Consider the following 23,796-nt stretch of genomic DNA (forward strand, 5'->3'; position numbering starts at 1 on the left):
GGGCCGGTTTCTTGTCTGCCGGATAGATCAGGCTTGCCAGCGCAGGCAGGATCGCTGATCTTTCAGCAATGTCAGTTTTTCTTTTCCCCCGGGCGCGTCAGCAAGCGGTTCTACCGCTGGCTTTTCTGCTTTTAAGCGCGTGTTCAGCGCCGTCTGATACACGGCCTGCAACCGCTCCGTCTGCTCCAGAAACGGCTCAGACTGCGGATGTCTTTCCGGCCCGACGGGGTGCGTCGTCAGGCTCTGTCTCGGAGCGGCTTGCCGTGTGGCTCAGTCTGGTTGGCTCCCCGCATGCCAGCGCACAGGATTACGCGGATTTTCTGAAAACACGCCCTGTCTGGCCGCGTTGGGGGCTTTTGCAGGCCCGCATGCAGCAGGCGCTGGCAAAGGAGACTGATCCTGCGGTGCTTGGGCGGCTCTGCGCTCAGACACTGACCTACGGCCCTGCTCTGGCCCAGTGTGCCGCGCAAGTCGGAACGACAAATTCAGGGCTTTCCAACCATCTTGCCGCCGACGCACGGCAGGCGTGGATGAATGGCAACGATTCCGCTGCCGCTTCAGCCGCCTTATCGGGAGCCTTCCCGCAGGCCATGACGCAGGAAGGCTCATGGCTCCGGTTTAACCGAGAAGAAAAAGCCGGATTGCTTGCGGCGGCCAAGCAGACCATTCCCTATCTCAGTGGCTCCCGGCAGAAACTGGCTTTAGCCCGGCTTGCATTCCGCACGAATGATGGCGGAGCAGAAGCACAGGCAGCCGCCCTCCCCGGCTCCGATGCCCCAGACCCTTACCTTATTCTCGATCATCTTCACTGGTTGCGCACCCAGCAGCGCGATGCGGATGCCGTGGCGCTTTGGAAAACGTCTGGTACGCAGGCGGAAGCGAATGCGCGCAATCCCGCTTTCTGGCGTGAGCGTGACGCACTGGCGCGGGATTTGCTTCAGGCCGGACAGGCTGAAGATGCTTTGTTTATGGCGAATGATGCCACGCTGAGCGGCACCAACCGGCTGGACGCCCAGTTCCTGAGTGGCTGGATTGCGCTGCAAAAACTACACAATGCGACACAGGCTGAAGTGTTTTTCAGGCCATTGGCCGACTCCCCGGCGCTGATAACCAAAAGTCGTGGGTTTTACTGGCTTGGGCGAGCCCGTCAGGCCGCGCAGGATACGGCGTCCGCTACGGCTGACTGGCAGAAAGCCGCAGGGTATCCCGGCACATTTTACGGCCAGATGGCCGCTGCAAAGCTATCTGGGAATGAAACGACGCTGCTCGCGCCAGACCATATCCCCACGTCCATTACAAAAGCACTTTCTGCGCAGCGCGATCCTGCGGCATCCGCCAATCGTCTTGCCGGGAGTGACCTCGTTCAGGCAGCGCAGCTTCTTGCGTCATGGGGTGATAAACCCCATGCGCGGGATTTTTTGACACTTCTTAGCCAACAACTGGTGTCTGTCTCCGATCGACTGGCATTGTGTGATCTGGCAACGCGGCTGACCCTGCCAGATGTGTGCGTAGCGGTCTCTCGGCAGGTTGGGCGTGACGGACTGTTCCTCTTGCATGCCGGCTGGCCTGCACCTTACACGCCGCCTGCTACAGGGCTTCCATCCGGTCTGGTGCTCGGGCTGGCACGTCAGGAGAGCAATTTTAATCCTGATGCCATTAGCTCATCCAACGCCATTGGTCTGATGCAACTCAAACCCTCCACTGCGGGAGATATGGTCCGGCGCGCGGGTGTTCCGGCTTCGGCCGCGACCGCATCCGGACTGCATGACCCTGAGAACAATCTGGCGCTCGGGTCAGCTTACCTGTCCTACTTGCAGGATAAATTTGGCAATGTCGTACCGTACATGGCTGCTGCTTATAACGGTGGGCCGGGGCGACTCTCGCGCTGGCTGGCTGCCTCGGGGGATCCGGGGCGCAGCGGTGCCTCGCAGGATGAAATGATTGACTGGGTGGAAAGCATCCCGTTTTCAGAAACACGAAACTACGTCCAGCGCGTGTGGGAAAACATGACCATTTATGCGACCATGGGGAAATAAACATGAAACTCTCCCGTTTTGTCGCGACCTTTGGTGGATGCGGTCTCGCACCACGTGCGCCGGGAACAGTCGGGTCTCTGGCAGCCTTACTGCTGGGGCTCCCGCTTCTGAAGCATCCTAAAGCGTTGGTCGGTGCCATTGGTGCCGCCTCCCTTCTCGGCTGGTGGGCATCCGACCGCGCTGGCGAGGGAGAGGACCATAGCTGGATCGTGATTGATGAGGTCGCAGGCATGTGGGTCAGTCTGCTGGCCTGTCTGCCAGAAAATCCGGAAGACCCCGCCTCAGTGCGTAAAAGTCTGGGGCTTTCAGTTCTGGCGTTCGGTCTTTTCCGTCTGTTTGATATCAAAAAGCCCGGCCCGGTTGGCTACTTGGATCGCAAGCATGGCGCGACAGGCATTATGGGGGATGATCTGGTTGCAGGCGTCATGGCCGCAGCCTGCATCAAGGCTGGGCGTCTGGTTACACGCCGCTTCTCCTTTTCCAAAAGCTGAACGCAATGCCTCTTTCTTTTCTGTCAGACGCTCTTTCGGCTGAACTGCTGCAACAGTCTGAAAGTGTGCTGGACGCGCTCAGACGTGCGGGCGCAAAACTTGTGACAGCGGAAAGTTGTACAGGCGGGCTGGTCGCCGCTTTGTTGACCCATCACGCAGGCTCTTCTGATGTAACGGAAGGCGGCCTTGTGACGTATTCCAATAGCATGAAGCACTCCGTTCTGGGTGTGCGAGTAGAAACATTACAGCAATTTGGGGCGGTCAGTTCCGAGACAGTTCAAGAGATGGCCGCAGGCGCTCTCAGCATCGCGCAGAACGCCACGCATTCTGTCTCTATTTCTGGCATTGCTGGTCCCGGCGGTGGGTCCGAAGAAAAGCCTGTGGGACTGGTCTGGTTTGGAACGGCTGTGCGAGGTGGCGCACTGCGCTCAGACTACCAGATTTTCCAAGGAGATCGCACAGACGTGCGTTCACAGGCAGCGCGTTACGCTCTTGCTCTTGTAGCACGGCGTCTAGCTTAAGGTGCAAACACTAAAAAGGCGTCAGAAGGTAGCCCCTGACGCCTCTAAAGTCACATCTTCAATCCAGACAAAGCTGAAATTTCAGTGTGTTATCGCTTTTTACTGACCAGCAGCAGGAGCGTTAGCCGGTACTGTAACGCTCGGAGCGGCAGGAGCCGTCATGCTCGGCATAGCCGGTGCTGCGGGAACGGCTGGTACTGTAACACCCGTGCCAGCAGCCGGAACGCCGACAGTCGTGCCCGGAGCAGGAACCATAACCTGAGCATTCGGGCCAGCAGCAAACGCCGGAGCATTGGCGCGCTGTGCGGCAGACAGGCTCTGATTGTTCAGGTCATCCGTCTTGGACTCACCTTTTGCGGCTTTAGCAGCACATTTTGCGCCAGAGCAGTGTGCTTCATGGTTGTGGGCATGGTGGTGCGTGGCAGCAAAAACCGGGCTAGCAGCCAGTGCGGCAGTAATAAGCGCAGTTGCAGCAAAAAGTTTTTTCATAAGTGTCAGTCCTTCTCTAGAACGATGAGTCACTTTTACAAAAAGCAACTTTCCAACAGATTTGTAATCTATAGAAAATTGTGCCCCGTAACAATAACCCAACGTGTTTTAGTAAGCGCAACCTGAACTGCGTCTCTGTGTCTTACTGTGCAACCGGATGTTCTTTTGGCAAAGATGCGGCGGTTTCCGGCGGCCCGTAAACCTCGCGTGCCCGGCGGAGAAAGGCAGAAACCATCAGGCGTACGGCTTCACCAAATACAACGCCGATAGCGGCCTGAAGGATGCGGGAGCGAAACTCAAAATCGACAAAAAACTCTACAACGCAGCCGTTTTCGGCGGGGGTGAATTTCCAGAGATTTTTGAGGTAGCGGAACGGACCACGCTCATATTGCACAGTAATACTGTCCGGGCAATTGAGCGTGACACGGGACGTAAAACTTTCACGGAATGGCCCGAACCCTACTGTCAGATCAGCCACCAGTTCAGTCGCGGTGCGCGTCCGGACACGGGCGGCAACACACCATGGAAGAAATTCCGGGTAATGCCCGACATCCGCAACAAGATCAAAAATCTGGTCGGCCCGATACGCGAGAACACGCTTTTCTGCGTGTTTAGGCATCAGTGCGCTCCTGCAAGACGCGCGTTGCGTGTCTGCCGGAGTTCAGCAAAATCAGAATCAGCATGGTAGGATGAACGGGTCAGCGGGCTGGAACTGACCTGAAGGAAACCTTTGACGCGGGCCATGGCGCCATACTCCTCAAACTCAGTGGGGGTGACAAAACGCGCAACTGCTGCGTGCTTCACCGTAGGCTGCAAATACTGGCCCATTGTAATAAAATCTACATCCGCAATGCGCAGATCATCCATGACCTGAGCGATTTCCATTTTCTCCTCACCTAGTCCCAGCATCAGGCCGGATTTGGTAAAAATGGAGGCATCCAGTTGCTTGACGCGGTCCAGCAGGCGCATGGACTGGTAATAACGCGCGCCCGGACGAATGTTGGGATAAAGGCGCGGCACAGTTTCCAGATTGTGATTGAATACATCAGGACGCGCTTCAACAATAATTTCTAACGCATTGTTTTTGCGTAAAAAATCAGGCGTTAAAATTTCAATGGTTGTCTCGGGCGAAACGTCCCGGATTGATGTGATGACGCGCGCAAAATGACGCGCTCCCCCATCTTCAAGATCATCACGGTCAACAGACGTAATCACAACGTGCCGCAGGCCCAGCTTGGCCACAGCTTCTGCTACGCGGGCCGGTTCATCCGCATCCAGAGCATACGGCAAGCCTGTGGTGACGTTGCAGAAGGAACAGGCGCGCGTGCAAATTTCCCCCATGATCATCATGGTGGCGTGCCGCTGGGACCAGCATTCGCCAATATTCGGGCAGGCTGCTTCTTCACACACCGTGACCAGACGGTTATCCCGCATTAGCTTACGCGTTTCGTGATACACGGGGTGCGTCGGCGCTTTAACGCGGATCCATTCGGGTTTGCGGGCAATCGGATTGTCAGGCCGGTGTGCCTTTTCCGGGTGGCGGCTTTTGGCGGCTCCGCCTTTCCGATGATCAATCAAGACGCGTGTAGACATGGTATCGCCCGCTCCCACACTCCGGGTTAAAAAGAACTGGAACGCTCTTACCCCTGCGTCAAGGTAAGAACGTCCCTATTGGTGCGCTTCATAGCATCACACCCCCGCGAGCAGCGGTCTGGTGAAGCAGACTAGAAGTGCAGCGCGCCGTCATAAGCTGCGAGAACGGCCTCATGCATGGACTCAGAAATGGTCGGATGCGGGAAGATGGTCTCTGCCAGTTCCGCTTCCGTCAGTTCTCCGGTGCGGGCAATCACGTAACCCTGAATCATTTCTGTCACTTCAGCGCCGATCATGTGGGCACCAAGCAACTCGCCGGTCTGCGCATCAAAAACAGTCTTTACCAGACCCTCAGGTTCACCCATGGCAAGTGCCTTGCCGTTGGCCATGAGCGGGAATTTGCCTACGCGGACTTTATAGCCAGCCTCTTTGGCCCGCGCTTCCGTGTAGCCAACAGACGCGATTTGTGGACGGCAATACGTGCATCCCGGAATTTTTGTACTATCAATGGGATGAACATGCTTTCCTGCAATGGCTTCTACACACATAACAGCCTCGTGGCTGGCTTTGTGCGCAAGCCAAGGAGCACCGGCAAGATCGCCAATGGCATACACGCCGGGCTCACCCGTGCGGCAAAGGGCATCGGTCACCACATGGGTGCGGTCAGTTTTGACCTTTGTGCCTTCTAGGCCGATATTTTCAACGTTACCGACAATACCAACGGCTGAGATCACACGATCAACAGTGAATTCTTCTGTCTTGCCATTCACTTCAACAGGGACAGTGACGTCGCTTGCGGATTTACGCAGAGCGCCAATTTTAGCGCTTGTGAGCACGCGTATACCCTGCTTTTCAAAAGCCTTGCGGGCCAGCGCGCTGATCTCTTCATCTTCCACCGGCAGAATACGGGGAGCGACTTCCACCAGCGTGACCTCTGAGCCCATATTCCGGTAGAAGGACGCAAACTCGCTGCCGATAGCGCCGGAGCCAATCACCAGCAGGCGGCGCGGGAGTGCCTCGGGCACCAGAGCCTCGCGGTAAGACCAGACCAACTTGCCGTCTGGTTCCAGCCCCGGCAGCGTACGGGCGCGTGCGCCAGTTGCGAGGATGACGTGTTTTGCCGTCAGCGTAACCGCTGCACCTTTTTCCGGCGTGACCAGAACCTTGCGTTTTGCTCCGTCAACGCCGTCCAGTTTCCCGTAGCCTTCAAAAACCGGCACTTTTGCTTTTTTCAGCAGATGCGCCACACCCCCGGAAAGCTGTTTGGAAACGGCTCTGGAACGGGCGACAATCTTTGAAAAGTCGAAGCTGACTTTTTCTGCGCTGAACCCGTAAGGGCCGAGGTCATGCAGTAGATGGTTAATCTCAGAGGCACGCAGCAGCGCCTTGGTGGGGATACAGCCCCAATTGAGGCAGATGCCGCCAAGATGCTTGGCCTCCACCACCGCAGCAGACAGGCCGAGTTGGGCAGCGCGCAGCGCTGCAACATACCCGCCGGGACCGCCACCTACGATAATAATATCAAAATTCGTTGCGCTCATGGTCGTTTCCCGCAAGCCCGCGATTAAAGAACAAGTGTCAGAGGAGATTCGACCACAGACCGGAAGGCTGAGAGCCATTCCGCCGCAACCGCGCCATCCACAACGCGGTGGTCAACGGAGAGTGTAACCGTCATGACTGTCGCAATCGCCAGTTCGTTCCCCTTCACCACAGCCTGTTTTTTTGCTGCGGCAATGGCCAGAATGGCAGCTTGTGGCGGGTTGATGATGGCGGAGAAGTCACGCACGCCGAACATCCCCATATTGGAAATGGAGAATGTTCCGCCCTGAAACTCTTCCGGTTTCAGTTTGCCTGCGCGGGCCCGCTTGACCAGATATTTCGTTTCCTGACTGATCTGCTTCAGGCTCTTCTGATCCACCCGTGTGAGGATGGGCGTAATCAGCCCGTCCGGGATCGAGACAGCGATGGAAATATCCACATTGTCATGCAGAACCATCGCCTGCTCCGTAAAGGAGGCATTGACGTTAGGAACCCGCTTGAGCGCAATGGCTGAGGCTTTAACCAGCATGTCATTAACGGACAGCTTGAACGCATCTGGCCCCTCTTCGGGAGAGGCTGCATTAAGCTGAGAACGCAACGCCAGCAGAGCATCCAGTTCCACATCCACAGAAACGTAGAAATGCGGAATGGTGCTTTTCGCTTCCGTCAGGCGGCGCGCAATGACCTTCCGCATGCTGGAATGAGGAATAGAGCGGCTTGTGGGACCTGATGCGGCAACCGGTGCGGTGCTTGCCGCAGTAACCATGCTCTGGCTCGTAGCCTTGTCCACATCACGGCGCACAATACGGCCGCTCGGCCCGGTGCCTTGAATGTGGGTAAGATCAAGCCCCTTCTGGCTGGCAATGCGCTTGGCCAGAGGAGAGGCAAGGATACGCTTGCCCGTGGCCGCAGGTTTAGCCGTAGAGGCAACCGGAGCAGGCGCTGCAACCGGAGCAGAACCTTGAGGCGTCGCAGCCGCTGGACTAGCTGCGGGTGCAGTCGCCGCTTGCGGCTTGACCGCTCCGGCTTCCGGCACAGCCTCACCTTCTGCCACCAGAATTGCGATGGGGGAGTTCACCGCAACGCCCTGCGTACCTTCCGGCACAAGAATGCGGCCTAGAATGCCGTCTTCAACGGCTTCCACTTCCATGGTGGCTTTATCGGTTTCGATTTCGGCAATGACATCGCCAATCGCAACCTTATCGCCTTCCGCTTTAATCCAGCGGGCCAGCGCGCCTTCCGTCATTGTCGGCGAAAGGGCCGGCATCAGAACTTCAATAGCCATCTCTTTGTCCTCAGATCAGGCGACGCACGGCTTCAATGACGTGCTCGGGCTGCGGCAGGGCCAGTTTTTCCAGATTGGCGGCGAAGGGCATTGGAACATCCTCGCCTGTTACACGCACAGGCGGGGCGTCGAGCCAGTCAAACGCATGCTCAATCACCTGCATGGCAACTTCCGCGCCGATACCAGCAAACGGCCAGCCTTCTTCCAGTGTCACCAGACGGCTGGTTTTCTTCACGCTTTCCACAATAGTCGCCGTATCCAGCGGACGCAGACTGCGCAGATTGATGACTTCCGCTTCAATGCCCTGCTGAGCCAGTGCTTCCGCAGCTTCCAGAGCAGTTGTCACCATGATGGAGAACGTCACAATGGTAACGTCCCGCCCTTCCCGCTCCACCTTTGCCTTGCCGATTGGCAGAATGAAATCCTCATCAACTGGGCAAGGGAATTTGCGCCCGTAAAGAATTTCATTTTCAAGCACGATGACCGGGTTGGGATCTCTGATGGCCGCACGAAGCAGCCCTTTGGCGTCGGCCGAGGACCACGGAGCGACGACTTTCAGGCCCGGAACATGAGCATACCAACTGCCATAGCACTGGGAATGCTGTGCACCGACGCGTGCCGCAGCACCATTCGGGCCACGGAAAACAATAGGGCACCCCATCTGGCCACCAGACATATAAAGCGTCTTGGCCGCAGAATTAATAATATGATCAATGGCTTGCATTGAGAAGTTCATAGTCATGAACTCCACAATCGGCTTAAGGCCAGTCAGAGCTGCGCCAACGGCCATGCCGGTAAAACCGTGTTCGGTGATCGGCATATCGATAACGCGCTTATCACCAAACTCAGCCAGCAAACCCTGAGAAATCTTGTAAGCGCCCTGATATTCCGCGACTTCTTCACCAATCAGAAAAACATCCGGGTCACGGCGTAATTCAGCCTGCATGGCATCATGCAGAGCTTCACGAACGGTGATTTCAGCCGTCGGCCCCCAGTCCTTTTCCGTTGCCGGGGCACTCAGCGCCGTGCTGACTGGCGCGGCAACTGCGGACGACATCTGTTCTGCTGGTGCTTTTACTGCCTGTGTTTTGAGGGCAGAGTCAGTCTTATCGGTCGCTGAGACCTGAGTGGAGGCGGCGTTTGGAACGGCTTCCCCTTCTGCAACCAGAATGGCAATCGGCGAATTAACGGCGATATCCTGTGTGCCTTCCTGAACCAGAATGCGGCCGAGAATGCCGCTTTCCACGGCTTCGATTTCCATGGTTGCTTTATCGGTTTCAATCTCGGCAATCACATCGCCAATTGAAATCGTGTCACCTTCAGCTTTTACCCAGCGCGCGAGAGCCCCTTCCGTCATGGTTGGGGAAAGTGCGGGCATTAAAATATCTGTTGCCATAATCCGTTACGCCTCTAGCAGCACGTTTGTATAGAGTTCGGCAGGATCAGGCTCTGGGCTGCTCTGCGCGAATTCGGCTGCGTCGTTAACTGTCGCTTTGATGTCATCTTCAATCTTGCGCAGGCTGTCTTCACTCACCCCGGCGTCCAGCAGAATATGCCGCACATGTTCAATGGGATCGCGCGTTTTACGCACCTCTTCCACTTCTTCACGCTTACGGTATTTGGCCGGGTCAGACATTGAATGCCCGCGATAACGGTAGGTCATCATTTCCAGCAGGTAAGGTCCCTTTCCTGCCCGGCAATGCGCGACGGCTTCGGCTGCGGCTTCATGCACAGCGGCAACATCCATGCCATCCACACGTCTGCCCGGAATGCCCCACGGTTCGCCATTCCGCCAGAGTTCGTGAGACGCGGAGGCGCGCTCCACGCTTGTACCCATGCCGTAGAGATTGTTTTCAATCACAAACAGGCACGGAAGTTTATGCAGTGCCGCGAGGTTGAAACTTTCGTAGACCTGCCCCTGATTGACCGCCCCATCACCAAAATAGGCGACAGAGACTTCATCCGTGCCACGATATTTGTTGGCAAAAGCAAGGCCGATACCCAGTGCGACCTGCGCCCCGACAATTCCATGTCCGCCGTAAAAGTTTTTCTCGCGGGAGAACATGTGCATGGAGCCGCCCTTGCCGCGGGAATAGCCCGTAGCGCGGCCGGTGAGTTCAGCCATGACGCCACGCGGTGTCATTCCGGCGGCCAGCATCTGCCCATGGTCACGATAGGAGGTGATAAGCTTGTCACCGTCCTTCAGCGTCATTTGAATGCCAACGACGACGGCTTCCTGTCCGATATAAAGATGGCAGAAGCCACCAATCAGACCCATCCCGTACAGTTGTCCGGCTTTTTCTTCAAACCGACGTATCAACAGCATCTCATGGAAAGCTTCCATAAATTGCTCACGGGTTAAGGAGGGCCCGTTGCCTCCCACGCGTGCTACGTTTTTTTGGCCCGCCGTCATCGGCTCTTCCTTATGATTTTCAATGTTATACTGCGCACTCAGTTATCTACGGGACAGAGTTTTATAAAGCTGAAGCAGTCCGTATGCTTTTCTCACTTATTCCGCGTTATAATCGCCTGATCTGCCCCCGCTTTTATGCAGGAGCCTAATCCCGTCAATCCTCATGCCGCGATCGACCGCCTTGCACATGTCATACAAAGTCAGGGCTGCCGTACTTACGGCAGTTAACGCTTCCATTTCAACACCGGTTGCGCCTTTTGTTGTAACAAAAGCTGTGATCTCGATTTTGTTATCAGCAGGAAGCAGATCAACTGACACGCGGCTGAGTGCCAGAGGATGACAGAGCGGAATAATATCCGCTGTTTTCTTAGCTGCCATGATGCCGGCAATGCGGGCGGTCGCCAGTACATCCCCTTTTGGCATGGTGCCTGAAACAATCATGCTCAGGGTTTCTGGCTGCATCAGAATGCAGCCCGTCGCAACGGCTTTACGGTGTGTGTTGGTTTTTTCGGAAATATCCACCATGTGGGCGTTTCCGGCGGCATCAAGATGAGTGAGTGCCTTTTCAGACACGTCAGGCAAATCCCAGCAGCGCACGGGCAGCCTTACCCGGATCCGGCTCGCGCAGCAGAGATTCTCCAACCAGAAAACCTGTCACGCCAATTTCCGCCAGAGACATGATGTCTCCATGCGTTTTGATGCCGCTTTCGGATACGATAATCCGATCGGGCGGGACGAGAGGCGCAAGGCGATTGGTTGTCTCAATATCGGTTTGTAACGTCTTGAGATTACGGTTGTTAATACCGATCAGGAACGTATCAAGCGCCAACGCCCGGTTGAGTTCCTCTTCGTCATGCACTTCCACCAGAACGTCCATATCCAGACCCTTGGCATGGTCCACCAGAGCCAGAGCTTCTTCATCACTCAAAATGCACATGATGATGAGAATGCAATCCGCCCCCAGAACCCGGCTTTCATAAACCTGCCATGGGTCGACGATGAAATCCTTGCGCAGTACGGGCAGAGAGCAGGCCGCACGGGCTGTCTCAAGATCATCATTCTGACCATGAAAGCAGGAGCTTTCGGTTAAAACCGACAGGCAGGCCGCACCGGCTTGCTCATAGCCAACCGCAATTTTCGCGGGATCGTAGTCTTCGCGCAGAATACCGGCGGATGGAGAGGCCTTTTTGATTTCGGCAATCAGCCCAATGGCTCTGTCCGCAGCCTTTTCTTTCAGCGCACGCCCAAACCCACGCGGCGGTTCTTTAGAATCCTGCGCTTTGGCCATCATCTCTTTCAAAGGCACAAGGGTTGAACGGTGCTCAACCTCAACTCTTGTCCGCGCGCAGATTCGCGCGAGCACATCCGGCAGATGGTCTGCGTTAATGCAAGCCTCTGCGTCAGAATTTCCGGCAGCGGACGAATTGGGTATTTCGTTCATAATCATCCTGTTATGTCTTGAGCATGCGTGCCAGAAGATGATGCACGCAAACCATTGAGCACCGCCAGTGCGGCACCGTTGTCCAACACGCGGCTGACATCGGCCACGCACTCTTTGAAAGCCTGAGGGTCTATCTGCAAACCCGTCAGAATGGAACGCTGACCGGCGACATGAAGCGCACAGGCCGCGTTAAGCAGAACGGTATCACGATACGCCCCATGCGCGCCATGGAGCAACGCTTCCAGCACCTGAGCATTGTGATGTGCATCGCCGCCCTGAATGGCAGCAACGGGCGCATAGGGCAGCCCTGCCATATCAGCCTGCACAACAAAGCTGTGCGTTGCGCCGTTTTCAAGAGCAACGACGCGGGTGGGGCCAGCCAGCGTGAGTTCATCAATGCCCTGCGTTTCTCCGTCAGGCAGGCCGCAGACGGCCCAGACACGGTCTGAACCGAGCCCATGCAGCACATCCACAACCATGTGCAGCCATTCTGGCGCAAAAACACCAACAAGTTGATGCTTGACACCCGCAGGGTTCACCATAGGTCCCAGCAGATTGAACAGAGTGCGAATGCCCAGCGTTTTCCGGATAGGAGCGGCGTGACGCATGGCTGGATGATGGTGGGGAGCCGCCAGAAAAACCAGCTTATGTCGGGCTAACTGACGAGATAGGTCTACAGGGTCTGACAGCAGAGGCACACCAAGTGCCAGCAAAACATCTGATGCACCAGACCGGGAGGAGACAGCCCGGTTGCCATGTTTGGCCACAGGAACCCCGAGGGCAGCCAGCACAAAGGCGACGGCTGTGGAGACGTTCAGCGTGCCGTAATTATCCCCGCCTGTGCCGCAGACATCAATGGTGCCTGCCGGAATCTGAGAAACCGGAATCATACGGCGTCTTAAAGCCGTAACAGCCCCTAAAACTTCTTCAAACGCTTCACCGCGTACACGCATGCCCATCAAAAAAGCGGCAACCCGTTCTGGAGGCAGCGACCCATCCATGATGATGCCAAAGGCGGCCTCGGCTTCTGCGCTCGTCAGCGTTTTTCCATGTGCCAGAGCATTCAGGATGGAAGTAAAAAAAACGTCTGGATTTTCCAAGAGAGAGGGCAAGGTCTCCGGCATGTCAGGCCGCTGTTTTCTTCTTGTTCCACGCGCGGGCGTCGTTAACGAAATTCCGCATTAGGTCATGCCCGTATTCGGATGCAATGCTCTCGGGATGAAACTGCACGCCAGAGATCGGATACTGCTTGTGACACACCCCCATAATTACCCCATCTTCCGTCCATGCGGTGACGTCCAGACTGTCAGGAATGCTTGAGGGCTCAAGTGTAAGGCTATGGTACCGTGTGGCGTTGAACGGATTAGGAAGACCTGCAAACACATCTGTGTCGTTATGAAAGACGGGGCTGACTTTGCCGTGCATGGGGGTTGGTGCTCTCACAACCTGTGCGCCAAACACCTGCCCTATGGCCTGATGCCCGAGGCACACGCCAAAAACCGGGATTTTTCCGGCGGCTGCGGCAATCAGGTCGCAACAAATCCCGGCTTCATTCGGGGACCGTGGCCCCGGTGAGAGCACGATCGCTTCCGGAGCGAGCGCCACTGCCTCTGCCGCCGTGAGGGAATCGTTACGCCGTACATCACAGGCCTCCCCCAACTCGCCCAGATAGTGGACGAGATTGAAGGTAAAGCTGTCATAATTATCGATCAGAAGGATCATGACTTTATGATGACCTTATGCGGCGCACAGGTCAAATGACGGAGATGCAAGAACTCAGCCTTTGTCCCGTGTAGCATAGTGAATGGCCTCTTCCGCGGCCCGGAAAACGGCGCGGGCTTTGTGGCGTGTTTCTTCATATTCCAGTTCCGGTACGCTATCGGCAACAACACCACATCCGGCCTGTACGTGCATCATGCCGTCTTTCACAACAGCCATCCGTAGCCCGATGCAGGTGTCCATATCGCCCCCTGCCCCAAAATATCCGATACAGCCCGCATAGGTTGCCCGGCGACTGCGCTCGATTTCATCAATGATTTCCATGGCACGGATTTTCGGGGCTCCGGTAAGGGTGCCTGCCGGAAAAGCAGCCACCAGAGCATCCAGCGCGTCCAGATTCGGGCGGATTGTGCCTTCCACATTGGAGGAGATGTGCATGACGTGGCTGAAACGCTCGATAACAAACCGTTCCGTCACTTTGACAGAGCCGGGCTGGCAGACGCGGCCAACGTCATTTCGTCCAAGGTCGATCAGCATGAGATGCTCGGCACGCTCTTTTTCGTCCGCAAGCAAATCTTGCTCTAGCCAGAGATCTTCAGCGTCATCTTTTCCACGCGGACGCGTTCCAGCCAGCGGTCTGACCGTCATGGTGCCGTCCCGCAGACGCACCAGAATTTCGGGCGAAGAACCAACGAGAGAAAAGTTACCCAGATCCAGATGGAACAGAAACGGTGCCGGGTTGATGCGGCGCAGTGCGCGGTACAGTGCAAGAGACGGCAGGGTAAACGGTGCTGAAAAACGCTGGCTGGGAACAACCTGAAAGGCATCCCCTGCGGCAATATAGTCCTGAATTTTCTCAACAGCCGCGCAGAAATCGTCACGTGAAAACGTGGAGTGCGGGGCTTCAAACGCGGCAGGCAGAGCAGTCTCCTGTGCGGCAGGGAGCGCTCCAGCCAGACAGGTGCGTGCTCTGGCAAGCAGTGCATGCGCTTTATCCCACGCCTCCCTGGCGTCTTCTCCTGCCGCCGGGCGGACAGGAGCCGCCAGAATAAGTTCGTCGCTCACCGTGTCAAACACCGCAAACAGGCCCGGACGCATCATAACAGCTTCCGGCAGATTCAGGTCATCCGGTGGGGCGTCTGGCAGATGTTCCATCTGCCGCACCATGTCATACCCCAGATACCCAAACAGGCCGGCAATCATGGGAGGAAGGCCTGTGGGCAAATCAAGCTGCGTCTCGCGGATCAGCGTTCGCAGAGAGTCGAGAGCCTTACCCTCTACCGATCGAACCTGCGTCTCGGGCTGTGCAGGATTTTCATCCAACGTGACGCGCCCGTTATGGCAGGTCCAGACCAGATCGGGTTTGAGCGCAATCACGGAATACCGCCCGCGAGACACGCCACCTTCAACGCTTTCCAGAAGGAGCGTATGGCGGCCGGTGCCACCATCAAACCCGGCAAGCCGCATGTAGGCCGAAACTGGCGTGAGCAGATCCGCAGGTTCTACGGAAAAAACGATGGAAGGCTTTCCAGCACTCCATGCCGCCTGACAGGCCTCGCGTGAGGGCGAGGCCGCAATGCGTGCCGTAACACTCATGGGGTAGAGTTGCCGTCATACCCGAGGGAAGACAATGTCGCTGTGACGGCCCGCTGAATAATAACCGGCGGCGTGCGTTTGCTCAGAGCTTCGACATAGGATGCCACAAGATCATCTCCGACAGATTGCGTCAGAGCATTTTTCAGGCGCTGATACGCAGCCAGATCAGCCGTGGGGTTGGGGGTGGAAACAGCGGTAACGGTTGCTATCAGGAACTCGCCGGCGTCTTCACCCATAACAGATTGCCCAGCCTTCATACGCGGCAGGAAATCCATCAGTTCCGCTGGGATAGATTTGTTCGGTGTGGAGCGTGAGAAGGTTATGCCCTTTACAATCGGCGCTCCGGCACCAGCAACATTCGCAAGGCCACCTTTTTCCTTGGCTGCTGTGTAGAGAGCGGCTGCCTGTTCATCCGCCGCATGTTTGCGGGCCTCGGCCTGCCATGCCGCCAGAACATGCGCTTTGGCTTGCTCGAATGGCAGTTGCGCGGCTGGGGTTACATTATCGACCTCAACGGCATACCAGCTATTATCAGGGCCTTCCATCAGGTTCGGCTTGGCACCTTTTGTCTGTGCGAAAATCTGCTGCACAATGGCGTCACGCAGTTTACCAGAAGCAGGAAGAGGGGCTGGGGTGCCGTCCTGCATATTTCCATGGATATCCAGCGTGCCTGCGGCTGCCGCAGCGCCAATATCTGTCGGGATGGCATCCAGACCGTTTCCGGCAAGAGCATCCTGCAACTGGCGGCTGCGTTCGCCAACAACGGACGGTGCTTTTGCCTCACGATACTGCTGAAGAATCTCTTTTTTTGCGACGTCATACGGTGTGTCTTTAGGCGGGGTAACCTTTGTAACCCGCAGCACAACCCAACCGCCTTCTGATTTAAACGGCCCCTGAATCTGGTTAAGGGGGGCTGCAAAAACAGCCTTGCTCAGGCTTTCAGACGGAATGGTAGAAGGACGTGCGCCCGGCATTTCCACCGAGGCGCCGCCTTTAGCGGCGGCCTGTACTGCGGACCAGTCAGCGCCTTTTGTCCAGATATCCGCAACGGTCCGGGCCTGAGCCTCATCCGGCATGGTAACAACCTGCACATCCCGTGTTTCCGGGAGGTGATAGCGGTCACTTTCTTCATCATAGACGCGTTTGAGGTCTTTATCGTCAATGGTGATCGTGTCGGCCACTGTGGCCGGAGAAAGCACGACAACGCGGGCATGACGCAGTTCCGCTGTCTGGAAATCCCACAGGTGATTCGCGTAATAGCGGCGGAGTGTCGCGTCGTCCGGCGTGGCCGGGGTGGTCTGTTCCACAAAGGGGATACGGATCAGGTCAACGGTGCGCGTCTGCAACCCGAAGTCGGACAGGCGCTTTGCAATGGTGTCAGACACACTGGCAGCCTGCCCGATGGGCTGCAAAAGAGTGCGGCTGGTCAGGTCATCACGGATCATCGCAAGGAAGCGCTGTTCCGGAATTTGCCGCTCACGCAGGCGGGCGTTCAGAATATTCCGGTCAAACTGGCCGTTTGTCCCTTTAAAATAGGGCAGAGAGAACACTTCATCCCGCACAGCGGAATCAGGCACAGAAATGTTCAGCTTCCGCGCGGCATCCTGCAATTCCGCTTGCCCGATCAGCCGTTGCAGAACCTGATAGGCAATCTGCTGCCGCATGGCAGGTGGCACCTGCGCGGGGTCTGCGACACCCATCTGTTTGGCGATTGCGGGCATTTCTCCCTGTAGGGACTGCCCGAGGTCAACCGAACTGATGCGCTGTTGGCCAACCTTGGCGACCACATCGGTTTCCGTGCCCATGTAGCCAAGCACATCTCCCACCCCCCAGCCAATGAAAGCGAGGAAAATGACGATGGCGCAGACACGCCCAAGCCAGGATTCAACAAAAACGCGACGCAGATAGGAAATCATGAACCCAAGGATCCGTAGGAGACAGAACACCATGCCACGGGCAAACCCGGGCGCGGCACCATAAGCGGACCAGCCGCTCTTGACCAGCGGTAACAAACCGGTAAGGCCTGAAACAGGCATGCAGCATCTTGCCCCACAGGCCAACTGTATGGTTTAGCCTGTGCCAGAGGCTCACGTAGTGCAATGATGATGCGGGTATGATGTGGATACCGGCAGCACGGAAGGACGAGGCGTATGACCAGACAGATTATCGTCGGCAACTGGAAGATGAACGGCACCAGCCGGGATTCGCTGGCGCTTGTTGAAGCTCTGCTGGCAGGGCTCCCCGCCACTGGACCGGACATTGTCACCTGCCCGCCCTTCACGCAGCTTGCGCTGCTGGCAGACAAGCTGAAAGGCTCTCCCATCGCTCTGGGTGCGCAGGATTGCCACAAGGATGTATCCGGCGCGCATACAGGTGATATTTCTCCCGCCATGCTGACGGACCTTGGCGTATCCTATGTTATTCTCGGCCATTCCGAGCGCCGTCAGGAACATGGTGAACTGGACGAGACCGTGCGTGAAAAAGCGGTTGCGGCTACCAAAGCTGGTCTGACACCGATTGTCTGCATCGGGGAAACAGAAGACCAGCGCGAAGCCGGAGAGCATTTCGATACGCTGGGCTGGCAGATTAAAGGCTCCTTGCCCGACAATTTTTCCGGCATTCTGGCCTATGAGCCGATCTGGGCTATTGGCACCGGACGCGCTGCCACAGAAGACGAAATTGCCGAAACCATGAAATTCCTGCGTGAAGAACTGGTGCGGCAGTTTGGCGAGGCTGGCAAAACGCTCAGGATTCTGTATGGTGGCTCCGTTAACGCCAAGAATGCGGCTTCCATTCTGTCTATTACAGATGTAGCAGGTGCTCTTGTAGGGGGTGCCAGCCTGAACGTAGAGGCATTCTTATCCATTATCGGCGCGGCTTCTGCTGCCTGATTTCCGCACTTTATCGGGAACTCGACATGACTACAGCCCTGCTGATTCTGCATATTTGCGTGACCATAGCTCTGATTGGCACTGTGCTGATCCAGCGGAGTGAAGGCGGCGGCCTCGGCATTGGCAACAGTCAGGGCATGGGGGCTTTCATGTCCGGTCGGGGTACGGCCAACCTGCTGACGCGCACCACCGCAGTCCTCGCAGGGCTGTTTATGCTGCTGTCTCTGGTGCTGGCGGTGCTTAACCGAGGGTCTTCCTCTGGCGCAGGCCATGATATTCTGGCTCAGCCCCCGGCTCCTGCCGCCGTCACAACGCCTGTGCAGCCTGCTGCGCCGCCGGCCGCACCCGCTCCTTCCAAACAATAACATGGTTCTGGCTCTCTCCCTCCTTCACGGAGATGGAGAGAGCAAGTGTCTTTGTCCCTCTGCGCTTGCACAAAGCTGCGGAGGAATTTTTGTGTCTATCTTTACCCACCCGTCCTTGTCCGTGTAGGAAGTCTGCTCATGACCCGTTTCGTATTTATCACCGGCGGTGTGGTGTCCTCTCTTGGAAAAGGCATCGCCTCAGCAGCTCTTGCTGCCCTGCTGCAATCGCGCGGCTATAAAGTCCGCTTGCGTAAGCTTGACCCGTATTTGAATGTCGACCCCGGCACCATGAGCCCCTATCAGCATGGGGAAGTGTTTGTAACCGACGATGGGGCTGAAACTGACCTTGACCTCGGTCATTACGAACGCTTCACGGGCGTGAATGCCACCAAGGCGGACAACACCACTACTGGTAAGATCTATTCAGATGTTATCGCGCGGGAACGCCGTGGCGACTATCTTGGTGCGACAGTGCAGGTGATCCCGCACATCACCGACGCCATTAAAGATATTGTCGTTGCAAACACGGATGACGTCGATTTCGTGCTGGTCGAGATTGGTGGGACGGTTGGTGACATTGAGAGCCTTCCCTTCCTTGAGGCTATTCGCCAGCTTCGGAATGATCTTGGGCCTGCGCAGACTATGGTGGTGCATCTCACCTTGCTGCCATGGATTCCGTCCGCTGGGGAATTGAAGACCAAGCCGACCCAGCATTCCGTTAAAGAGTTGCAGAATGTCGGTATCCAGCCCCAGATCCTGCTGTGCCGCTGTGACCGCGCCATTCCGGATACTGAACGCCGCAAGATTGCGAATTTCTGTAACGTGCGCCCGGAAGCCGTGATTGCGGCGCGGGACGTTGATACCATTTATTCCTGCCCCCTCGCCTACCATGCTGAAGGTATGGATACCGAGGTTCTGCACTATTTCGGCCTTCCCCACGAGGAAGAGCCTGATCTGTCTGGTTGGGAACGTATTGTCGATGCAATCCGCCGCCCGGATGGGGATGTCCGCATTGCCGTGGTTGGAAAATATACGGCGCTGCTGGACAGCTACAAATCCTTGAATGAAGCCCTGCTACATGGCGGCATCGCTCATCGTGCCAAAATAAAACTGGACTGGGTGGAAGCGGAAGCGCTGGAAGAGTCCCCCGAGGCTCTGGACCGTCTCGCCAATGCCCATGGTATTCTGGTGCCGGGCGGATTTGGTGAACGCGGTTCCAAAGGTAAGATTGCCGCTGTCCGCTATGCGCGTGAACGTGGCATTCCGTTCATGGGTATCTGCTTCGGGATGCAGATGGCGGTCATTGAATGCGCGCGTAACCTTGCTGGTCTACCCAACGCCTCCTCTACCGAATTTGGAGAGGCCGATGAGCCTCTGGTCGGGCTGATGACGGAGTGGGCGCGTGGCAATGAGCGACTGCGCCGAAGTGAAGGCGGTGAGCTTGGTGGCACCATGCGTCTTGGCGCTTATCCGGCAACGCTGGTTGACGGTTCTCGCGCCGCAGAAATTTACGGCACAACGGACATCCGTGAACGCCACCGCCACCGTTATGAGGTAAATATTCACTATAAGGAACAGCTTGAAAAAGCGGGGCTGAAGTTCTCCGGCCTGTCTCCTGATGGTATTCTGCCGGAAGTGGTCGAGTATCCGGATCATCCGTGGTTTGTCGCGGTGCAGTATCATCCGGAACTCAAATCCCGACCCTTCGCGCCGCACCCGCTCTTTTCTGGGTTTGTCGGTGCGGCTCTTGAAAAGGCTCGTCGCGCATGACGTATGCTGCTGCCCATAATTTTCAGCTTCAGTCTCTTAATGTCGGGAACGATCAGCCTTTCGTGCTGATTGCAGGCCCGTGCCAGATTGAATCTGCGGCCCATGCCATGGAAACGGCTGTGGCGCTGAAAGAAATTTGTGCAGCAGCCAATGTCGGGCTGATTTACAAAAGCTCGTTTGACAAGGCTAACCGCACCAGCCTCTCCAGTGCCCGTGGCGTTGGCATGAAGGACGGCTTGGCTATTCTGGCGGATATCCGCAATAGCCTGAACATTCCGGTGCTGACGGATGTTCACGCGGCGGAACAGTGCGCTCCGGTGGCGGAAGCTGTGGATGTTCTGCAAATCCCGGCATTTTTGTGCCGCCAGACAGACCTGCTTTTGGCGGCTGGTGAGACCGGGGCAGTTGTCAATGTCAAAAAAGGCCAGTTCCTAGCGCCTTGGGACATGCAGCACGTTGCAGCCAAAATTGCCTCCACAGGCAATAAACGCATCATGCTGTGTGAACGCGGCACCAGCTTTGGCTACAACACGCTGGTAAATGACATGCGGGGTCTGCCGATTATGGCGCAGACAGGCTATCCGGTTGTGTATGATGCCACACACTCCGTCCAGCAGCCCGGCGGTCTGGGTGGTTCTTCTGGTGGTCAGCGGGAATTCGCGCCTATCCTGTCCCGTGCCGCATTGGCTATCGGGGTTGCTGCTCTGTTTATCGAAACGCATGAAGACCCTGACCGCGCCCCGAGTGACGGCCCGAACATGCTCCCTATCAAATCGCTCCCGGCTCTGCTGAAGCAGTTCCGCAGGATTGATCAGTTGATCAAAGGCGCAGCGTAACCTCTGTTTTCAAAGAGGCCGACTTAAAGAGGGTCAAAAGAGCTATTATTGGCTCTTTTGACCCTCTTTTTTATTTGGGATTTGATTGGACTTTCTGTGGCTGTTCCAGCGATGGCGCATTGTCACAGCATTCTGAAAAACCATAACGCAGGTAATGTCCGGCTGGCTTATTCGCTCTCATAACGCTTTTCAGCCGTGTCGTAAGGAAGTGTCGGCGTAAGACGTAAGACGTAAGACGTAAGACGTAAGGATTGCGTATTTTTTTATGGGAAAAAGATATTTTTGTATGACCGTGCAAAAAAATGGGGAGCAAAGATGCTCCCCATGGTCCGCTTTTAAAATGTAAAAGCTTGCCGCCTTATACGTCCAGATTAGCAACTTTCAGAGCATTACCCACAATAAAATCACGACGGGGCTCAACGACGTCGCCCATCAGGGTTGTAAAGACCTGTCCAGCCTCTTCAACATCCCCTACTCTTACCTGAAGCAGGGTGCGCATGGACGGATCTAGTGTGGTTTCCCACAGCTGTGCATCGTTCATTTCACCCAGCCCTTTAAAGCGGTTGATGGCCAGACCGCGTCGGCCCAGCGCAAGCAGTCGGGTATAGAGTTCAGACGGGCCCTTAAGCGGCAGTTCCGTGCTTTCCAGCCGTAGGCTTACGCCTTCACCAAACTCACGAACCAGACGATCCAATTGGCTGGTTAACCAGCGCGCATCACCGCCAGCCAGCATAATGGGATCAATCCGGTAAACCTCACCCACACCACGCACACTGCGAGCCAGTTCCAGACCATCCCTGCTGGCCGCAGCCTTCCAGCCGCGTTCATTTTCAGCCGAAGCATCATCCAAACGTTTCTGGAGGTCAGGAATACGCTGCTGGAGCGTTTCCAGATCGGACGTCAGAGCGCCAGCCAGTGCGGCCTGTTCAATAATCCAGCTTGGAACACGGTTGGACAGGCGGGACACAGTCTGCCCGACCTGCCGGACAAAGGGGAGATCAGCTTCAAGGTCTTCCCCGGCGACAATCTTGCCATCGGAATAAACAAAAGCAGCATTATTCAGCGCTTTATCCAGCAGATACTGCTCAAGGGCGGCATCGTCTTTCAAGTAGCGTTCTTCATTGCCCCGCTTGGCACGGTAAAGCGGTGGCTGAGCAATGTAGAGGTAACCGCGCTCAATCAGTTCCGGCATCTGGCGGAAGAAGAAGGTCAGAAGCAGCGTCCGGATATGGGAGCCATCCACGTCAGCGTCGGTCATAATGACGATGCGATGGTAACGGAGTTTATCGACAGTAAAACCGCCCTGATCAGCCTCTCCGCGACCAATGCCGGTGCCAAGAGCCGTAATCAGTGTGCCAATTTCGGCTGATCCGAGCATCCGGTCAAACCGGGCGCGTTCCACGTTGAGGATTTTGCCCTTCAGTGGCAGGATAGCCTGAAAACGGCGGTCACGCCCTTGTTTTGCTGTCCCACCTGCGGAATCACCCTCAACGATGAAGATTTCAGCTTTGGAGGGATCGCGTTCCTGACAGTCAGCCAGCTTGCCCGGCAGTGAGGAAATATCCAGCACACCTTTCCGGCGTGTCAGTTCGCGGGCTTTACGGGCGGCCTCTCGCGCGGAGGCCGCGTCCAGCACCTTGCCAACCACAAGTTTGGCTTCCTTGGGGTGCGTTTCAAACCAGTGGCCGATCATGTCCGCCGCGGCGGCATGCACCACGGGCTGCACTTCAGAAGAGACCAGCTTGTCTTTGGTCTGAGAGGAGAATTTCGGGTCCGGCACCTTGACGGACAGAACAGCCGTCAGGCCTTCACGCATATCTTCACCCACCAGAGACTGCGCGTCTTTCTTGGCAATGCTTTCCGCATATTTCCCGACAATACGTGTCAACGCCTGACGGAACCCGGCCAGATGAGCACCCCCGTCGCGCTGCGGAATATTGTTGGTGAAGCACAGCATTGTTTCATGAAAGCTGTCATTCCAGCTCAGCGCGAATTCAACCTTGATGCCGTTGTCCGGATTTTCCATGCTACCGGTAATGGGGGGCGTGACAATCGGCGCACGGGCGCGATCCAGCCACTGCACAAACGCTTCCAGCCCCCCCTCGTAATAGAAGACTTCTTCCCGGAGTTCTTCCGTACGGGCATCGCGCAGAACAATTTCCAGCCCGGAATTCAGAAAAGCCAGTTCACGCAGGCGGCGTTCAAGAATGGCGAAGTCGAAAACTGTTCTGGGAAAGGTTGCACCGCTTGGCAGGAAGGTCACCTGTGTGCCACGTTCTTCGTCAGACGGCCCAACAACTTCCAGCGGCCCTTCCCGCTCCCCATGGCGGAAGCGGATGACGTGCTCCTGCCCGTTACGCCAAATGCGCACTTCCATAAATTCGGAAAGCGCGTTCACCACAGCGGCGCCCACGCCGTGCAGGCCGCCGGAGACCTTATAGGAATTTTGGTTGAACTTGCCGCCAGCATGCAGGCGCGTCAGCACAACTTCGGCAGCACTAATGCCTTCTTCCGCATGCATATCGGTTGGAATACCGCGCCCGTTATCCCGGACAGTCACGCTGCCATCGGCATTCAGGATCAGAACACAGCGGGTTGCAAAACCGGCCTGCGCTTCATCAACCGCATTATCAATAATCTCGAACGCCATATGGTGCAGGCCAGAGCCATCATCCGTATCACCGATATACATCCCCGGCCGCTTACGAACAGCATCCAGCCCTTTCAGTACAGAGATTGACGCGGCGTCATACTCTTCTTCCATTCCGGTCACTGGGGTGGGCTGAGAAAGGTCGGTCATATGGTGATGGT

21 protein-coding genes are annotated in these 23,796 nt (G+C 56.4%); 7 read left to right on the forward strand and 14 right to left on the reverse strand.

From position 1 onward, the window contains the following. Positions 1–68 precede the first annotated feature (68 nt). Genes AD949_RS07455 through AD949_RS07465 form a run of 3 tightly spaced genes read left to right on the forward strand, consistent with a single transcriptional unit; the run spans position 69 to position 3,048 of the window. Positions 69–2,036 carry a lytic transglycosylase domain-containing protein gene (locus AD949_RS07455; protein ID WP_048836104.1) on the forward strand — a complete coding sequence of 656 codons (1,968 nt, stop codon included), beginning with the start codon at positions 69–71 and terminating at the stop codon, positions 2,034–2,036. Positions 2,037–2,038: 2 nt separating this feature from the next. Then, complete coding sequence (locus tag AD949_RS07460) at positions 2,039–2,527, forward strand: phosphatidylglycerophosphatase A family protein (RefSeq protein WP_048836105.1); 489 nt, start codon at positions 2,039–2,041, stop codon at positions 2,525–2,527. 5 nt (positions 2,528–2,532) lie between these two features. Then, entirely contained in the window at positions 2,533–3,048 is a 516-nt protein-coding gene (locus tag AD949_RS07465) for a CinA family protein (RefSeq protein WP_082064746.1), read from the forward strand. A 99-nt stretch (positions 3,049–3,147) separates the two neighbouring features. Here AD949_RS07465 and AD949_RS07470 read toward each other — a convergent pair whose 3' ends face one another. From AD949_RS07470 to AD949_RS07530, 13 genes are all read right to left on the reverse strand, one after another. Beyond that, complete coding sequence (locus tag AD949_RS07470) at positions 3,148–3,537, reverse strand: hypothetical protein (protein WP_048836106.1); 390 nt, start codon at positions 3,535–3,537, stop codon at positions 3,148–3,150. 142 nt (positions 3,538–3,679) lie between these two features. After that, on the reverse strand, positions 3,680–4,156 hold the full coding sequence (locus AD949_RS07475) for a type II toxin-antitoxin system RatA family toxin (RefSeq protein WP_048836107.1): 477 nt from the start codon (positions 4,154–4,156) through the stop codon (positions 3,680–3,682). Continuing rightward, positions 4,156–5,130: a lipoyl synthase gene (gene lipA, locus AD949_RS07480; RefSeq protein ID WP_048836186.1), complete on the reverse strand. Its 975-nt coding sequence runs from the start codon at positions 5,128–5,130 to the stop codon at positions 4,156–4,158. The genes AD949_RS07475 and lipA overlap by 1 nt, the downstream gene beginning before the upstream one ends. 131 nt (positions 5,131–5,261) lie before the next feature. Beyond that, the gene (gene lpdA, locus AD949_RS07485; protein WP_048836108.1) at positions 5,262–6,671 is read right to left on the reverse strand and encodes a dihydrolipoyl dehydrogenase; all 1,410 of its coding nucleotides are present in this window, start codon (positions 6,669–6,671) and stop codon (positions 5,262–5,264) included. Between the two features lie 23 nt (positions 6,672–6,694). Then, the gene (locus tag AD949_RS07490; protein WP_048836109.1) at positions 6,695–7,954 is read right to left on the reverse strand and encodes a pyruvate dehydrogenase complex dihydrolipoamide acetyltransferase; all 1,260 of its coding nucleotides are present in this window, start codon (positions 7,952–7,954) and stop codon (positions 6,695–6,697) included. Between the two features lie 10 nt (positions 7,955–7,964). Beyond that, positions 7,965–9,350 carry a pyruvate dehydrogenase complex E1 component subunit beta gene (locus tag AD949_RS07495; RefSeq protein WP_048836110.1) on the reverse strand — a complete coding sequence of 462 codons (1,386 nt, stop codon included), beginning with the start codon at positions 9,348–9,350 and terminating at the stop codon, positions 7,965–7,967. A gap of 6 nt (positions 9,351–9,356) precedes the next feature. Beyond that, complete coding sequence (pdhA, locus tag AD949_RS07500) at positions 9,357–10,298, reverse strand: pyruvate dehydrogenase (acetyl-transferring) E1 component subunit alpha (protein ID WP_371277348.1); 942 nt, start codon at positions 10,296–10,298, stop codon at positions 9,357–9,359. A gap of 165 nt (positions 10,299–10,463) precedes the next feature. Beyond that, positions 10,464–10,940, reverse strand: coding sequence for a cyclic pyranopterin monophosphate synthase MoaC (moaC, locus tag AD949_RS07505; protein ID WP_048836112.1), 477 nt, complete (start codon positions 10,938–10,940; stop codon positions 10,464–10,466). A gap of 1 nt (position 10,941) precedes the next feature. Further along, complete coding sequence (trpC, locus tag AD949_RS07510) at positions 10,942–11,808, reverse strand: indole-3-glycerol phosphate synthase TrpC (RefSeq protein WP_048836187.1); 867 nt, start codon at positions 11,806–11,808, stop codon at positions 10,942–10,944. 2 nt (positions 11,809–11,810) lie between these two features. Then, complete coding sequence (trpD, locus tag AD949_RS07515) at positions 11,811–12,932, reverse strand: anthranilate phosphoribosyltransferase (RefSeq protein ID WP_048836113.1); 1,122 nt, start codon at positions 12,930–12,932, stop codon at positions 11,811–11,813. A 1-nt stretch (position 12,933) separates the two neighbouring features. After that, on the reverse strand, positions 12,934–13,530 hold the full coding sequence (locus AD949_RS07520; RefSeq protein ID WP_048836114.1) for an anthranilate synthase component II: 597 nt from the start codon (positions 13,528–13,530) through the stop codon (positions 12,934–12,936). A gap of 54 nt (positions 13,531–13,584) precedes the next feature. Then, positions 13,585–15,123, reverse strand: coding sequence for an anthranilate synthase component I (gene trpE, locus AD949_RS07525; protein ID WP_048836115.1), 1,539 nt, complete (start codon positions 15,121–15,123; stop codon positions 13,585–13,587). Next, a complete protein-coding gene (locus AD949_RS07530; RefSeq protein ID WP_244463383.1) occupies positions 15,120–17,159 on the reverse strand; it encodes a SurA N-terminal domain-containing protein in 2,040 nt (679 codons plus the stop codon). Before AD949_RS07530 ends, trpE begins: the two co-directional genes overlap by 4 nt. Before the next feature lie 114 nt (positions 17,160–17,273). Here AD949_RS07530 and tpiA point away from each other — a divergent pair, with 114 nt between their 5' ends. The 4 genes from tpiA to kdsA all read left to right on the forward strand — a co-directional run bounded on the left by tpiA (position 17,274) and on the right by kdsA (position 20,985). Continuing rightward, complete coding sequence (gene tpiA / locus AD949_RS07535; RefSeq protein WP_048836116.1) at positions 17,274–18,014, forward strand: triose-phosphate isomerase; 741 nt, start codon at positions 17,274–17,276, stop codon at positions 18,012–18,014. A 26-nt stretch (positions 18,015–18,040) separates the two neighbouring features. Continuing rightward, positions 18,041–18,379, forward strand: a complete 339-nt coding sequence (gene secG / locus AD949_RS07540; RefSeq protein ID WP_048836117.1) for a preprotein translocase subunit SecG — start codon at positions 18,041–18,043, stop codon at positions 18,377–18,379. Between the two features lie 138 nt (positions 18,380–18,517). Further along, the gene (locus AD949_RS07545) at positions 18,518–20,149 is read left to right on the forward strand and encodes a CTP synthase (protein WP_048836118.1); all 1,632 of its coding nucleotides are present in this window, start codon (positions 18,518–18,520) and stop codon (positions 20,147–20,149) included. Continuing rightward, positions 20,146–20,985, forward strand: coding sequence for a 3-deoxy-8-phosphooctulonate synthase (kdsA, locus tag AD949_RS07550; protein ID WP_048836119.1), 840 nt, complete (start codon positions 20,146–20,148; stop codon positions 20,983–20,985). The genes AD949_RS07545 and kdsA overlap by 4 nt, the downstream gene beginning before the upstream one ends. Before the next feature lie 358 nt (positions 20,986–21,343). Here kdsA and gyrB read toward each other — a convergent pair whose 3' ends face one another. Next, positions 21,344–23,785, reverse strand: coding sequence for a DNA topoisomerase (ATP-hydrolyzing) subunit B (gene gyrB, locus AD949_RS07555; protein WP_048836120.1), 2,442 nt, complete (start codon positions 23,783–23,785; stop codon positions 21,344–21,346). Positions 23,786–23,796: the final 11 nt, after the last annotated feature.

This window comes from Acetobacter orleanensis, assembly GCF_001581005.1.
Classification (GTDB): Bacteria; Pseudomonadota; Alphaproteobacteria; order Acetobacterales; family Acetobacteraceae; genus Acetobacter; species Acetobacter orleanensis.

Bases quoted from the DNA above. Each gene is read 5' to 3' on its own strand.
- pdhA (WP_371277348.1), bottom strand. From the start codon at position 10,298: ATGGAAGCTTTCCATGAGATGCTGTTGATACGTCGGTTTGAAGAAAAA.
- AD949_RS07475 (WP_048836107.1), bottom strand. From the start codon at position 4,156: ATGCCTAAACACGCAGAAAAGCGTGTTCTCGCGTATCGGGCCGACCAG.
- AD949_RS07470 (WP_048836106.1), bottom strand. From the start codon at position 3,537: ATGAAAAAACTTTTTGCTGCAACTGCGCTTATTACTGCCGCACTGGCT.
- AD949_RS07490 (WP_048836109.1), bottom strand. From the start codon at position 7,954: ATGGCTATTGAAGTTCTGATGCCGGCCCTTTCGCCGACAATGACGGAA.
- trpD (WP_048836113.1), bottom strand. From the start codon at position 12,932: ATGCCGGAGACCTTGCCCTCTCTCTTGGAAAATCCAGACGTTTTTTTT.
- AD949_RS07455 (WP_048836104.1), top strand. From the start codon at position 69: ATGTCAGTTTTTCTTTTCCCCCGGGCGCGTCAGCAAGCGGTTCTACCG.
- AD949_RS07530 (WP_244463383.1), bottom strand. From the start codon at position 17,159: ATGCCTGTTTCAGGCCTTACCGGTTTGTTACCGCTGGTCAAGAGCGGC.
- gyrB (WP_048836120.1), bottom strand. From the start codon at position 23,785: ATGACCGACCTTTCTCAGCCCACCCCAGTGACCGGAATGGAAGAAGAG.
- AD949_RS07460 (WP_048836105.1), top strand. From the start codon at position 2,039: ATGAAACTCTCCCGTTTTGTCGCGACCTTTGGTGGATGCGGTCTCGCA.
- lpdA (WP_048836108.1), bottom strand. From the start codon at position 6,671: ATGAGCGCAACGAATTTTGATATTATTATCGTAGGTGGCGGTCCCGGC.
- trpC (WP_048836187.1), bottom strand. From the start codon at position 11,808: ATGAACGAAATACCCAATTCGTCCGCTGCCGGAAATTCTGACGCAGAG.
- AD949_RS07520 (WP_048836114.1), bottom strand. From the start codon at position 13,530: ATGATCCTTCTGATCGATAATTATGACAGCTTTACCTTCAATCTCGTC.
- AD949_RS07545 (WP_048836118.1), top strand. From the start codon at position 18,518: ATGACCCGTTTCGTATTTATCACCGGCGGTGTGGTGTCCTCTCTTGGA.
- trpE (WP_048836115.1), bottom strand. From the start codon at position 15,123: ATGAGTGTTACGGCACGCATTGCGGCCTCGCCCTCACGCGAGGCCTGT.
- AD949_RS07495 (WP_048836110.1), bottom strand. From the start codon at position 9,350: ATGGCAACAGATATTTTAATGCCCGCACTTTCCCCAACCATGACGGAA.
- tpiA (WP_048836116.1), top strand. From the start codon at position 17,274: ATGACCAGACAGATTATCGTCGGCAACTGGAAGATGAACGGCACCAGC.
- kdsA (WP_048836119.1), top strand. From the start codon at position 20,146: ATGACGTATGCTGCTGCCCATAATTTTCAGCTTCAGTCTCTTAATGTC.
- AD949_RS07465 (WP_082064746.1), top strand. From the start codon at position 2,533: ATGCCTCTTTCTTTTCTGTCAGACGCTCTTTCGGCTGAACTGCTGCAA.
- secG (WP_048836117.1), top strand. From the start codon at position 18,041: ATGACTACAGCCCTGCTGATTCTGCATATTTGCGTGACCATAGCTCTG.
- lipA (WP_048836186.1), bottom strand. From the start codon at position 5,130: ATGTCTACACGCGTCTTGATTGATCATCGGAAAGGCGGAGCCGCCAAA.